Origin of the sequence: Desulfonatronospira sp. MSAO_Bac3, assembly GCF_003838035.1 — a bacterium.
In the GTDB taxonomy this organism is placed as follows: domain Bacteria; phylum Desulfobacterota; class Desulfovibrionia; order Desulfovibrionales; family Desulfonatronovibrionaceae; genus Desulfonatronospira; species Desulfonatronospira thiodismutans.
The window spans coordinates 15,390-27,412 of record NZ_QYZY01000122.1 but is presented as its reverse complement, the minus strand read 5'-3'; the positions used below and the strand labels follow the sequence as shown (position 1 = coordinate 27,412).

The window sequence follows — 12,023 nt, the reverse complement described above, 5'->3', positions numbered from 1 at the left end:
TTTGACTCCTCCAGGGTCCTTACGGTGCGGATGGAGATGCTCTTGTTGAAAAGTACGGACAGACCTCCGTAAATACTTTTCTCTCCCAGGATTTCGCGAAGTTTTTTGTCTTCTTCTTCCAGAATAAATTTTTCCATCTTTCCCGAAGAGACAATGTATATGTGATTTAAAATAGACTTGTTCTGGACAAAAAGTGTCCTGTCCGCCGGGAATCCGGCATGGGTAAGATTTTGTGCTGCCCTGGAAATTTCATTTTCAGGAAGGATATCAAAAGGTTCTACTGAGGACAAAAACTTTACGGTCTGCTCATTCATGGCTTCTCTCCTGTAGTCTTCAACGGATCAAGCGCGAACTTGAGGGGGTAACCGGCGTATGTAATCGATAAATGAGCAGGACTGTTTTGTAAATGCGCCATTTTAGCTTTTTGCTGTTTTGACCAGCATTTTTCTGCCGCTGACCACAAAATGCATGCATTTTTTTTGGATCACATAAAAAATATCGAAATGGGATGTATACCCTTGAGGCTTTCCGGGTAGGCTCCGGGAGACAGAAAGTCCACCCCGGAAAAAAGTAACCATTCAGGGGGTCCTCGGTGCTGACTAATGGCCGGTACCTGCCCCCCTGAATGGTTACGGAAAAACAATCCGCAAGCATTGGTCACGAATATCTATTTAAGGAGGAGGTTATGTCCAAAAGTTTTGAAGAGTACTGGAAGAAAAATCTGACCCTCATCGGCATTCTGCTGGCCATCTGGGCCTTTGTGTCCTACGGGCTGGGTATTTTTCTGGTACAGCCACTGAACAACTTCTGGATAGCCGGATTCCCTCTGGGATTCTGGTTTGCTCAGCAAGGTTCAATCTATGTGTTCGTTATCCTGATCCTGGTTTACTGCGTACTCATGAACAAGCTGGACCGTGATTATGATGTTGATGAACAATAACCGCCCGGGACAGAGGCGGCCAACCTTGTGTGTTTTCAGGAGGAAAAAATAATGTCCATTCTGGCCTGGACCTATATAATGGTCATCTTATCATTCGGATTATACATTTTTATTGCCTGGCGCTCCAGGGTCAAAGAGACCAAAGGATTCTACGTGGCCGGATCTTCGGTGCCGCCCCTGGCCAATGGAATGGCCACGGCAGCGGACTGGATGAGCGCTGCTTCATTTATTTCCATGGCAGGTCTGGTATCCTTTATGGGTTACGCCGGAACGGTTTATCTCATGGGATGGACCGGCGGGTACGTGCTCCTGGCCCTGCTGCTGGCCCCTTATCTGCGCAAATTCGGCAAATTCACCGTACCCGACTTCGTGGGGGACAGGTACTATTCTTCCACAGCCAGGATAGTGGCCCTTATCTGTGCCATATTCGTATCCCTGACCTACGTGGCAGGACAGATGCGCGGTGCAGGCATCGTTTTCAGCCGCTTTCTGGAAGTGGAAGTCAGCACCGGGGTGGTCATAGGTATGGCCGTGGTCTTTTTCTACGCCGCCCTGGGGGGAATGAAGGGCATTACCTGGACCCAGGTGGCCCAGTACTGTGTCCTGATTGTTGCCTTTATCCTGGCCGCTGCCGCCATTTCCTATAAACTCACAGGCATGCCTGTCCCGCAGCTTGGATTCGGCTCCACCCTTATCGAGGGAGAGCGCGCCGGGCAGTATGTCCTGCAGGCCATCGACGGCATCCACGAAGATCTCGGTCTGCACCGCTATACCGAGGCCTTTCATCCGGGAGGCATGGGCATGCTTTCCGTGGTCAGCATTACCCTGGCTCTCATGGTGGGCACAGCCGGGCTGCCCCACGTCATAATCCGCTTTTTCACCGTTCCAAGCGTAAAAGCTGCCAGAATAAGCGCCTTCTGGGCTCTCCTGTTCATCGCCCTTCTGTACACTACAGCACCCACAGTGGCCGGATTTGCGCGCTATAATATGATCGATACCATCAACGATACCCCCTACACTGAAGCCCCCAGCTGGTTCAAGAACTGGGAGCAGACCGGCCTGGTGGCCTGGGTGGACAAAGCAGGAGACGGGATAATCCGGTTCAGGGACGGCGATCCTTTTGTAGGATCTCCCGATTTGACCGGGGAAAGAGGGGAACACGGTGAAAGACTGGTTTCCAATGAATTAACAGATAATGACAACGAACTTTATATCGACCGGGATATAATCGTGCTGGCCAGCCCGGAAATGGGCAATCTGCCGGCCTGGATGGTGGGACTTGTAGCTGCAGGAGGTCTGGCTGCGGCCCTTTCTACGGCCTCGGGGCTGCTCATAGTCATAGCTTCGTCCATTTCCCACGATCTGTATTACCGGATACTTAACCCCCAGGCCACTGAACGACAGCGAATGGCGGTGGGACGGATTATGATTGCCATTGCCGTGCTCATCGCCGGATATTTCGGGATAAATCCGCCCGGATTCGTGGCTGAGGTGGTGGCCTTTGCCTTCGGGCTGGCCGCCTCGTCCTTCTTTCCCATAATAATACTGGGCATATTCACCACCTGGGTCAACCGGGAAGGAGCCATTGCCGGGATGATCGCCGGCATCAGCTTTACCATGATGTATATCATCCAGACCAAGTTCATGGGCATGGATCCCTGGTTCTTCGGTATCGTACCTGAAGGCATAGGTACTGTGGGCATGCTCATAAACGCCGCAGTCACCCTGACCGTGTCCTCCTTTACCAAGTCGCCCCCGGCCCATATCCGGGAACTGGTACAAAATGTGCGCACACCGCGCGGTTCAGGAGAAGCCTCCGGGCATTAACCCCTTGTATTTTCATCTCAATATTCTGCAGCCGGCCCGGAAACAATTCCGGGCCGGTTTTTTTGTGGTTATCTGGACATTGCTTAGGCAAAAGAAATGAGTTATCAACTCCTGATGCAGGCTAATGCCTCCTGTTACCGGTTACAGGGGCAGAAGACCGTATCTGTGGCCCGCAATAAACAACAAGGAGATAATTATGAGTAAAAAGGTATATGTATATGCCCTGAGTACCTGTGTGCACTGCAAAAATACAAAAAAATTCCTGGAAGAAGAGGGAATAGAGTATGATCATGTGGACGTGGATCAGCTCACCGGAGACGAGAGAGAAAAGGTTGTCAATGAAATCAAGGAATACAACCCCAAGCTGTCTTTTCCCACCCTGGTTGTAGACGGGGAAAAAGTTATTGTAGGACTGCAAAAAGATGAAATCAAGGAGGCCTGCGGAAAATGACCCCGGAACAACTTTATGAAACCCTGCAGAAAATACAGGAACCCAAGGGATATTTTTTCAACAGGGACCGCGAGATGGTCATGGAACTTCTCCAGAGCCTTATTTACAACAGGGACCACCTGGGTTACATGGCCTGCCCATGCAGACTGGCCTCCGGGGACAGGGATCAGGACAGGGACATAATCTGCCCCTGCGTATACCGCGAGCCCGACGTACAGGAATATGGAAGCTGCTACTGCGGTCTTTACGTTTCCAAGGAATGGAACGAGGGTGAAATTCCCAGAGAATACGTCCCGGAACGCAGGCCTCCGGAAAAGAACTTATTGTAGACCGGTTTGCCGGCCCAGGCAAATATCACACAATATATTACCCAAAGGAAAAAGAATATGAAGGAGCAGGTACAGGAAGTACTGGAAAAGATCAGGCCATCGCTTCAGGCTGATGGCGGAGACGTGGAGCTGGTGGAGGTTACCGAGGACAACGTGGTCAAGGTCCAGCTGCAGGGTGCATGCAAGGGCTGCCCCATGTCCCAGATGACCCTTAAAAACGGCATTGAGCGCTTGATTATGCAGGAGCTGCCCCAGATCAAGTCCGTTGAATCTGTATAACTCTCTTCCAGATATTTTTTTATATGGCGGATCTGCATGGGTCCGCCTTTATTTTTACAAATCCTGATTTCAAGGAGAACAAGATGAGCAAGGTTGTTGCCAGGTTTGCCCCCAGCCCCACCGGGTATCTACACATCGGCGGAGCAAGGACCGCCCTTTTCAACTGGCTGCTGGCCCGGGGAAGCGGCGGGCGTTTTCTTCTGCGCATCGAGGACACCGATGTGGAACGTTCCTCTCAAGAGATGACTCAGGCCATTCTGGATTCCATGCACTGGCTGGGCCTGGATTATGACCAGGAGCCCTATTACCAGAGCAAACGTTTTGAGGTATACAAGGAGTATATCCAGAAGCTGGTGCGCACAGGCCATGCATATTATTGCCGCTGCACTCCGGAAGAGGTTGAAGAGATGCGCGAAAAGGCCCGGGCCCTGGGACAAAAGCCCAAGTACTCCGGCAAATGCAGGGAAGCCTGCCTGCAGCCCGGACCGGATACGGTCATAAGGCTGAAGGCCCCACAGGCTGGTCAGACTGTGTACCAGGACCAGGTCAAGGGCAGCATAGCCGTGGACAATACCCAGTTGGACGACCTTGTTCTGGAACGGATGGACGGCACACCCACCTACAACCTGGCCGTGGTGGCCGATGACATCGAAATGGGCATAACCCACGTCCTGCGCGGGGATGACCATATAAACAACACCCCCAGGCAGCTGCTCATCTACCAGGCCCTGGATGTTACCCCGCCGTTTTTTGGTCATGTGCCCATGATCCTGGGACCGGACAAAAAAAAGCTTTCCAAGCGTCACGGGGCCCTTTCTGTAATGGCCTACAAGGAAATGGGCTACCTGCCCGAGGCCCTGGTGAACTATCTGGCCCGGCTTGGCTGGTCCTACAAGGACGAAGAGATATTCAGCCTGGAGGACCTGCTGCAAAAATTTTCCCTGGACAACCTGGGAGCCTCGGCCTGTGTTTTTGATACTGAAAAGCTTAAATGGCTCAATTCCCATTATATAAAAGAATCTTCCCCGGCGAGGCTGGCACTTATCCTTCAGCAGCACCTGGATGCATCACAGCCGGTTCCTGCGCAAGCATACCTGGAAAATATAATCCCCCTTCTACAGCCAAGGGCTTCCACCATGCAGGAGATGGCGGAAATGGCGCATTTCTTCTTAGTGCCGGACCAGGAACTGGAAATGGACCAGAAGGCCGTGGACAAGTTTTTGACCCCGGAGGCCAGGGAGTACCTGAGAGAGATCGCGGAGATACTTGCAGGAATGGAAGAGTTTGACCAGGAAAACCTGGAGCAGGCCATGAAGGTCTACATCGAGGAGAAAAACATCAAATTCAAGGCCATAGCCCAGCCCCTGCGGGTGGCCCTCACCGGCAAGACCGCCAGCCCGGGCATCTTTGAAACCATGCAGGTACTGGGCAGGGAAAGCTGTGTCAACCGGCTGAGGCGGGTTCAGGGTATATAGGCCTGCTTGACACTTTTTTTCCACATGAATACTGCATAGCTATGCATAAAAGGAGCAGGATATATGAGCAGCACCACAACCAGCCATAACCGGGTGGATCCCAATATCAAACGGGACGCCGACCAGATAATCAAAGATATGGGTATAACCATATCAGACGCGCATGAACTTTTTTATCGGCAGATTATCGCCAACCAGGGGCTGCCTTTTTTTGTTGCTTATAGGCAAATCAACGGTTCATGGCATCATCTGCCCGGTTGGCAGGCTAATGTGAACTGTATTGGCGCAATATTTCTATGATTTTCTGGGCGTCATGTTCCTTCAGGGTCCCCTTTTCACGGGCCAGCTTTACAGTGTATTTGCCCAGTTCGCAGTAAAGCCCCAGCAGGTCAGGGCTTTCCCGGGAAATGGCTGCCAGGTGATCTTCGACAGTTTGAGCGTCCCCCCGGGCAATGGGACCGGTAAGGGCGGCAGGTATACCAATCTTCTCGATGTTTTTAAGGGTACCCTGAATCAGGGGCAGAAGAGCATTCAGCGAATCCTGCCTGTCTATTCCGGCGCTTTCGTGCAGTTGCAGGCCGAATCCTATTGTAGCCACAAAAAAATTGGACACCACTGCAGCGCCGGCATGATATAAAGGCTTGCCCCCCAGCTGAATATTCAGCTCTTTGCCCTGAAACACCCGGACCATATCCCTGGCCGTGTCCAGAGCCGTTTCATCCTCGCTTTCCAGGCAGAAATAAGAGCCGGGCATGTTTTTTATAGCCTCCTGCACACTGGGCAGACTCTGCAGGGGATGCATGGAAACTGTAACGGCCCCTTTATGTTTTGCGGACGCCAAGGCTTCAACGGACAAGGCCCCGCTGGTATGAATAACCAGGCTGCCTGGCCTGAACCCGTCCCTGCCGGCGATATCCTCGCAGACCAGCCTCACGGCGTCATCTGAAGTTGTAATAAGTACAATGCCGGCGGAGCGGGCAGTTCCGGCCAGGTCGGTGGAGGCCTCGCCCTGCCCGATGAAATCCCTTGCCTTGACCGCGGACTCCAGGCTTCTGCTGGCAATGCCAGTAATATTATATCCAGCATTGCTCAGCAGATACCCCATAGCCGTGCCCACTACTCCGGCACCGATGATAGCTGTGTTCTTCATGGGTCCCCGCACCCCCATACTCCCATGGGTCTAAAGCCCTGCCTCATCCAGAACCATGGGGATCTTTTTCTCCCAGCCTATGGCCATAATATGTACGCCGTGGCAAATGTCCTTCATGCCTTTTACTAAGTGGGATGCTATTTCCACGCTGGTTTTGACCTTGTCGTCTGTATCAGTCATAGCCTTGATCTGGGACTCGGGCACAGATATTCCGGCGACGTTTTTATTCATGAATTTGGCCATGCCTGCGGATTTAAGCATGATTATCCCGCCCATTACAGGCACATTAAACCCTTCAACCCGTTTCATGAATTTCTCGAAACTGTCCAGTTCGAATACCCCCTGGGTCTGGATATACCTGGCCCCGGCCTCGATCTTTTTTTCCAGCTTGATAAGCTGCATTTCCAGACCGGCCCCGGCGTCCGCACCGGGATTGACCACTGCCCCCGGAAAAAAGTCCGGTACACCTTTAAGCTCGTTGCCGGCCATGTCATGTCCACCATTCAGGGTCTGCATCATCTGCAGAAGGCTTACTGAATCACAGTCAAAAACCGGCTTGGATTCGGGGTGATCCCCCAGAACAGGATGGTCGCCGGTGAGGGCCAGGACATTCTGAATCCCCAGGACCCAGGCGCTCAAAAGGTCAGACTGCAGGGCCAGCCTGTTTCTATCCCGGCAGGTCAGCTGGTATATGGGCTCAATGCCTTTATCCGCCAGGATATGACTGACCGCCAGGGAGCCCAGCCGCATGACCGAGCTTTGCAGGTCAGTGACATTTATGGCATGTATTCTGTCTTTGATGGCCTCGGCGTCCTCCAGCAGCTCATGCATGTCAGTGCCTTTGCCCGGCCCTACCTCTGCGGTTATCAAAAACTTGCCTGACTCTACTGCTTCCCTGAATCCCATACTATAACTCCTGTTATTGTGAATACTTGTAACCCAACAAGTACTTAAACAATTATTCTTCGCGTTTCAGCCTGGCCGGATGAACTCTTGCGGCCTTGGGCGGATTGATTTCCTTTAGAATATGCAGCTGGCCCAGACGCATCATGCGCACATAGATGAGCTGCCAGGCGCACCTGGTATCCTTGTCCACCTCACAGTTGCCCTCCTGCGCCCCTCCACAGGGTCCGTCGGCAAGGCTTTTGGCGCACCTGGCCACAGGGCATACACCTCCGGTCCTGGACAGGATGCACTGCCCGCAGGCTGCGCAGGTTTCCACGAAACCGCCCTTTCCGTCGGCACCGCCGAAAAACACTGTATCCAGGGCCGGATATACAGGAATATTGCCCAGGGTCTCGGCCATGGTCTGCACTCCCGCTCCACATCCCATGGACAGGATGGCCTCGTACCCGGCAGCCTTGTCCTTGATCTGTTCGATAAACATGGGATCGCACTGGCGCACCTGGGTTTCCTCACCTAGCTCCAACTGCTGACCCTGAGCTTTTGCAGCGGTACGCAGGGAAGAAGCCAGCACTTCCACCTGCTGGGCCCCGCCGCTGAGGCAGACTGTCACACAGCTGCCGCAACCGGTTATAAGTACCTTGCCGTACTTTTTTATCGTTTCCTGAATCTCGGCCATGGGCTTGACTTCAGCAACAATCATGTTCTCACCCTCTTTTGTTTTCAGTATCTGGCCTGCAATCTTGAAAGAAGCAGTGATCAGCCCCATCCTGCATTCAAAGGGCCCTTCAGATACATTTTTATTACAATCCAGCCGGGAACCTTGGGAAAACCTTACTCAACAAGCCTTATCCGTTCAGGTTCGAGGCCGATACTTTGAAGCACCCGGGAGGCTCTCTGCACGTTTCTGCGGGTCCACAGGCTGCAGTCCTTGAACTTGCAGTCCTCTTCACCGCAACCGGACACCAGAACTTCTCTGGCCCCGGCCTCAAAAGGGACCAGGAGTTCATATACGTCAATGCGTCCCAACCCGGGCCTGGTTATAGTGTATACATTTTCGCCCTGAACATCTCCTGGCCTGGATTTGCTGAAATCACAGACATAAGCGAAGCTGAAGTCACCAGGGGAGCTACTTTCAGCTTTTTCAAGCACCCGGCGGATATTCTGGCGCAGCTCTGTTCTGGGTTCCAGGCCAAGATCGATGGCCGCAGCCGGGCATTGACCGGCGCAGATCCCGCAGGCCTGGCACTGGCTCATATCAATGACAGCCTTTTCCTCACCCGGCCTGGGGACATTATACGGACAGACCAGGACGCAGTTCAGGCATACTGCGCAGTCTTGGGAAACATGGGCCCCAAGGCTGCAGTGCAGGCAGCGGGATGCTTCCGCCCTGGCCTGTTCTGGAGTGAAAGCATGCTCCACTTCATCGAAGGAATGAACCCTGGAGCCGGGATCAAGGCAAACCGGCTTTTCCCTGCCGGCCTCAGGCACAAGGCGGGCCACATCATCATCCAGGTCCTCAAGAACCTCTTCCTGTTCTTCCGGTGACTGATCCATGCCGCGCAGATACCTGTGCACTGCATCAGCCGCCTTTCTGCCCGATGCTATGGCCTGCACCACTGTAGTGGGTCCGCTGACAAAATCTCCTCCGGCAAACACCCCTGAAGTCCTGGTGGCCCCGGCGGCGTCCTTTATTTCCAGCCTGTCCCCTCCTTCTGTGCAGAGTTCCTGCACGGCCTCGGTCCTGGGTGCGTAGCCCGTGGCCAGGATGATGGTATCCGCCTCCATCTCGAAAGCAGAGTCCTCCACACAGGTCAGCTTGCCTTTTCCCCCGCAGGACTTGTCCAGATCCATGCGCACGCAGCGCATTTTTTCTACTTTGCCGCTGCCTTCAAAGGCTTCCGGAGCCGTAAGGAACTCAAACCTGACCCCTTCTTCCCGGGCATCTTCCACCTCGTCCATCCCTGCGGGCATTTCATCAATGGTGCGGCGATAAGCAATGGTTACATCTTTGGCCCCCAGCCTTAGACAGGTCCGGGCCGCATCTATGGCTGTATGACCGCCTCCGATGACAATGACTTTATTGCCCGGATTGAATTTTTTACCCCGGCTGACGTCCTTTAAAAACTCCACGGCAGTCCAGACTCCGGAGAGCTCCATTCCGCTGCACTCGGGACAGGTGCTTTTTTCACTGCCCATACCCAGAAATACAGCATCAAAATCCTTTTGCAGGTCCTGCAGGAAAATATCCCTGCCCAGCATGTACCCGGTTTTTATTTCCACGCCCAGGGAACGGATGCGGTCCACCTCTGAGCGCACCAGGTCCAGGGGCAGCCTGTACCTGGGAATACCCCGGGTGAGCATGCCTCCAGGCTCATCCTCGGATTCAAAGACCGTTACGCTGTAGCCCATGAGAGCCAGGTCGTGGGCCGCAGTCAGGCCGGCAGGGCCGGCTCCCACTATGCCGATTTTCTCTGAAAAACGAACTTCCGGGCCTGGAACTTCTGAACCAACGGAGGCACTGTCCGAGGCAAAACGCTTAAGGGCCCTGATGGCCACCGGCTCATCCACGCTTTTACCCCGGCGGCAAACGGATTCGCATTCCCGGGTACAGATACGCCCGCAAACTGAAGGAAAAGGGTTGGTTCTGCGGATAATCCTGTCGGCTTCCTGCACGTCTCCCCTGGCAATGGCCGCCACATAGCCCTGGACATCCATGTGGATGGGGCATTTTGCCTGGCAGGGAGGCATTGCATTAATCTTCATGGATATAGCACTCCTTGTAAGTTTGGACGGGGCCGGCTATGCCAAGAGGCCGGCCCCCTGAAAAATTTATTCCAGGTATGAGTCGCAGTAGAGGATGTCGTTTTTGAAAAGGCGGGCGGTCTTCATACTCTCCATGAGCCTTTGATCCATGGGATCGGCTATGGCTGCGTCCAGGCCTACGGTCATGAGCATGACCAGGTAGGTGGAACTTAGAATACTGTGCAGCCTTTCAGGTGTGCCATTATAAACGTTACTCAGGCCCACCACGGATTTGATGGGCGGGTCGTTGAGCTGGCGAAACATCTTGATGGCCTCCACCACTTCCATGGCCTGGTTCTGGGCCACTCCCACCGGGAGAATCAGGGGGTCAAGATACAAACGCTCCACGGGAACGTCGAATTCAGCCATGGCTGTCATGATATCCACGGCAATGGCCACCCGCTCGTTGGCGTCCCGGGAGACGCCGGCCGAAGTCATGGTCAGGCCTATGACGTCGGCATCGTATTTTTTGGCCATGGGCATAATTGTCTCCAGCTTGGCCCTGTCCCCGGAAGTAGAGTTGATTATTGCCGGATTTTTGCATACCTGCAGCCCGGCCTCCATGGCCTCGGCGTTGGTGGTGTCCAGGGACAGGGTCACGTCTGTAACCTCCTGAACAGTGTTCACCAGCCACTGCATGATTTCCGGGCCGTTCTTGGTGGCCGGACCAGCGTTTATGTCCAGGGCATTGGCTCCTGCCTGCACCTGGCTCACGGCCAGGTCCTGGATGGGCTTTTTGTCCCTGTCCTTCATGGCCTGCCCGATCTGCTTGAGCATGACATTGATCTTCTCACCGATAATTAACATATTTCCCCCTTGATTCCAGGTCAGAATATCCATTTCTTGTTACTGCAACCTTACGTAACTAAGGTCCGGGGACTTTGCAAACAGGACGTAAAAACTCACTCCAAGGAAGCGTAAATCAAAACCTACAAACAGTTTTTGATAATCGCAATATTTACTATAAGATACTTTAAATTAAGTTCGGTGTTTTACGGTTTTGATTAACGCTTCCTACGTCGTTCAGACAGTTTACGCCCATTTTGCAAAGCCCCCGGACCATAGCTCTGTGCTCACAAATAGTGAATAATTACAAACGCTCTTTCAAACCATTCACCAGAACCTCTATCTGCCGGGTGAAAGCGGCATCCCCGGGATCCGGGGCAGCCTCCTTAAGTGAAGCCAGGCGGACTCCGGGACTGTCCTGCACAACTCCCAGGATATGCATATCCTTGAGTCCCTGTCTTAAAAGCTCTTCCTCTTCAGAGGAGCGGATCTTGTTTAGAATCACCAGTACTTTTTCTATTCCAGTTTCTCTGGCCAGCCTGTCTATGGTCCTGGCGGTCTGGATGCTCTGGCGGTCCGGGTCGGCCACCACCAGCAGGGCATCCACCCCCTGGGCGGTGCCCCGGCCCAGGTGCTCTATGCCGGCCTCCATATCCAGAAGGACAAGTTCCTTTCTTCTGAGCACCACGTGGCTGACCAGGCTCTTGAGCAGAGCGCTCTGGGGGCAGATACAGCCATGCCCCCCTTTTTCTATAGCCCCCAGCACCAGAAGCCTGACTCCATCGTGCTCTACGGACATGCTGTCCGGAAGGTCGTCCACTCTGGGGTTTAATTTGAACATGGACCCGCTCTGTCCGGGCTTGGCCCCGGTGCGCTCTTCAATGAGCTCCGTGGCCCTGGAAATGGGCAGGATCTGCTCAGCCTTTTCCGGAGGTATTCCCAGGGCCGAAGCCAGGTTGGAGTCAGGATCCGCGTCTATGGCCAGCACCCTGTAGCCATGCCCGGCGAAGAGCCTGGCCAGGCAGGCGCTGATGGTGGTCTTGCCCACGCCGCCTTTACCGCTTACTGCCAGTTTCAT

The 12,023-nt window shown here is 53.7% G+C and carries 14 protein-coding genes; 7 read left to right on the top strand and 7 right to left on the bottom strand.

Translation table 11 applies throughout. The features are described 5' to 3' along the window. The coding region (locus D5S03_RS04560; RefSeq protein ID WP_287042801.1) for a cyclic nucleotide-binding domain-containing protein at nucleotides 1–314 on the bottom strand (314 nt) is incomplete at its 3' end. A gap of 371 nt (nucleotides 315–685) precedes the next feature. On the opposite strand from D5S03_RS04560, the gene D5S03_RS04555 reads away from it, so the two are divergent. The 7 genes from D5S03_RS04555 to D5S03_RS04525 all read left to right on the top strand — a co-directional run bounded on the left by D5S03_RS04555 (nucleotide 686) and on the right by D5S03_RS04525 (nucleotide 5,601). After that, nucleotides 686–940 (top strand): DUF4212 domain-containing protein, encoded by a 255-nt coding sequence (locus tag D5S03_RS04555; protein ID WP_008868906.1) that lies wholly within the window; start codon nucleotides 686–688, stop codon nucleotides 938–940. A gap of 51 nt (nucleotides 941–991) precedes the next feature. Next, complete coding sequence (locus D5S03_RS04550; protein WP_008868907.1) at nucleotides 992–2,767, top strand: sodium:solute symporter family protein; 1,776 nt, start codon at nucleotides 992–994, stop codon at nucleotides 2,765–2,767. A gap of 196 nt (nucleotides 2,768–2,963) precedes the next feature. Then, nucleotides 2,964–3,218, top strand: coding sequence for a glutaredoxin family protein (locus D5S03_RS04545; RefSeq protein WP_008868908.1), 255 nt, complete (start codon nucleotides 2,964–2,966; stop codon nucleotides 3,216–3,218). After that, the gene (locus tag D5S03_RS04540) at nucleotides 3,215–3,547 is read left to right on the top strand and encodes a ferredoxin-thioredoxin reductase catalytic domain-containing protein (RefSeq protein ID WP_008868909.1); all 333 of its coding nucleotides are present in this window, start codon (nucleotides 3,215–3,217) and stop codon (nucleotides 3,545–3,547) included. Before D5S03_RS04545 ends, D5S03_RS04540 begins: the two co-directional genes overlap by 4 nt. Nucleotides 3,548–3,604: 57 nt before the next feature. Beyond that, entirely contained in the window at nucleotides 3,605–3,826 is a 222-nt protein-coding gene (locus D5S03_RS04535) for a NifU family protein (RefSeq protein ID WP_008868910.1), read from the top strand. A gap of 83 nt (nucleotides 3,827–3,909) precedes the next feature. Next, nucleotides 3,910–5,301, top strand: coding sequence for a glutamate--tRNA ligase (gene gltX / locus D5S03_RS04530; protein ID WP_008868911.1), 1,392 nt, complete (start codon nucleotides 3,910–3,912; stop codon nucleotides 5,299–5,301). A gap of 63 nt (nucleotides 5,302–5,364) precedes the next feature. Then, the gene (locus D5S03_RS04525; protein WP_008868912.1) at nucleotides 5,365–5,601 is read left to right on the top strand and encodes a type II toxin-antitoxin system RelB/DinJ family antitoxin; all 237 of its coding nucleotides are present in this window, start codon (nucleotides 5,365–5,367) and stop codon (nucleotides 5,599–5,601) included. Here D5S03_RS04525 and D5S03_RS04520 read toward each other — a convergent pair. From D5S03_RS04520 to D5S03_RS04495, 6 genes are all read right to left on the bottom strand, one after another. After that, entirely contained in the window at nucleotides 5,567–6,469 is a 903-nt protein-coding gene (locus D5S03_RS04520; protein WP_008868913.1) for a Rossmann-like and DUF2520 domain-containing protein, read from the bottom strand. The genes D5S03_RS04525 and D5S03_RS04520 overlap by 35 nt on opposite strands. A 12-nt stretch (nucleotides 6,470–6,481) precedes the next feature. Next, nucleotides 6,482–7,357, bottom strand: a complete 876-nt coding sequence (locus D5S03_RS04515) for a methylenetetrahydrofolate reductase (RefSeq protein WP_008868914.1) — start codon at nucleotides 7,355–7,357, stop codon at nucleotides 6,482–6,484. Between the two features lie 52 nt (nucleotides 7,358–7,409). Continuing rightward, complete coding sequence (locus D5S03_RS04510; protein WP_008868915.1) at nucleotides 7,410–8,057, bottom strand: methylenetetrahydrofolate reductase C-terminal domain-containing protein; 648 nt, start codon at nucleotides 8,055–8,057, stop codon at nucleotides 7,410–7,412. Between the two features lie 131 nt (nucleotides 8,058–8,188). Beyond that, nucleotides 8,189–10,120 (bottom strand): FAD-dependent oxidoreductase, encoded by a 1,932-nt coding sequence (locus D5S03_RS04505; protein ID WP_008868916.1) that lies wholly within the window; start codon nucleotides 10,118–10,120, stop codon nucleotides 8,189–8,191. Nucleotides 10,121–10,186: 66 nt separating this feature from the next. Then, the gene (locus D5S03_RS04500; protein WP_008868917.1) at nucleotides 10,187–10,966 is read right to left on the bottom strand and encodes a dihydropteroate synthase; all 780 of its coding nucleotides are present in this window, start codon (nucleotides 10,964–10,966) and stop codon (nucleotides 10,187–10,189) included. Between the two features lie 283 nt (nucleotides 10,967–11,249). Then, nucleotides 11,250–12,023 carry an ATP-binding protein gene (locus D5S03_RS04495; protein ID WP_008868918.1) on the bottom strand — a complete coding sequence of 258 codons (774 nt, stop codon included), beginning with the start codon at nucleotides 12,021–12,023 and terminating at the stop codon, nucleotides 11,250–11,252.

Bases quoted from the DNA above. Each gene is read 5' to 3' on its own strand.
- D5S03_RS04525 (WP_008868912.1), top strand. From the start codon at position 5,365: ATGAGCAGCACCACAACCAGCCATAACCGGGTGGATCCCAATATCAAA.
- D5S03_RS04550 (WP_008868907.1), top strand. From the start codon at position 992: ATGTCCATTCTGGCCTGGACCTATATAATGGTCATCTTATCATTCGGA.
- D5S03_RS04520 (WP_008868913.1), bottom strand. From the start codon at position 6,469: ATGGGGGTGCGGGGACCCATGAAGAACACAGCTATCATCGGTGCCGGA.
- D5S03_RS04535 (WP_008868910.1), top strand. From the start codon at position 3,605: ATGAAGGAGCAGGTACAGGAAGTACTGGAAAAGATCAGGCCATCGCTT.
- D5S03_RS04495 (WP_008868918.1), bottom strand. From the start codon at position 12,023: ATGAAACTGGCAGTAAGCGGTAAAGGCGGCGTGGGCAAGACCACCATC.
- D5S03_RS04500 (WP_008868917.1), bottom strand. From the start codon at position 10,966: ATGTTAATTATCGGTGAGAAGATCAATGTCATGCTCAAGCAGATCGGG.
- gltX (WP_008868911.1), top strand. From the start codon at position 3,910: ATGAGCAAGGTTGTTGCCAGGTTTGCCCCCAGCCCCACCGGGTATCTA.
- D5S03_RS04505 (WP_008868916.1), bottom strand. From the start codon at position 10,120: ATGAAGATTAATGCAATGCCTCCCTGCCAGGCAAAATGCCCCATCCAC.
- D5S03_RS04510 (WP_008868915.1), bottom strand. From the start codon at position 8,057: ATGATTGTTGCTGAAGTCAAGCCCATGGCCGAGATTCAGGAAACGATA.
- D5S03_RS04545 (WP_008868908.1), top strand. From the start codon at position 2,964: ATGAGTAAAAAGGTATATGTATATGCCCTGAGTACCTGTGTGCACTGC.
- D5S03_RS04540 (WP_008868909.1), top strand. From the start codon at position 3,215: ATGACCCCGGAACAACTTTATGAAACCCTGCAGAAAATACAGGAACCC.
- D5S03_RS04515 (WP_008868914.1), bottom strand. From the start codon at position 7,357: ATGGGATTCAGGGAAGCAGTAGAGTCAGGCAAGTTTTTGATAACCGCA.
- D5S03_RS04555 (WP_008868906.1), top strand. From the start codon at position 686: ATGTCCAAAAGTTTTGAAGAGTACTGGAAGAAAAATCTGACCCTCATC.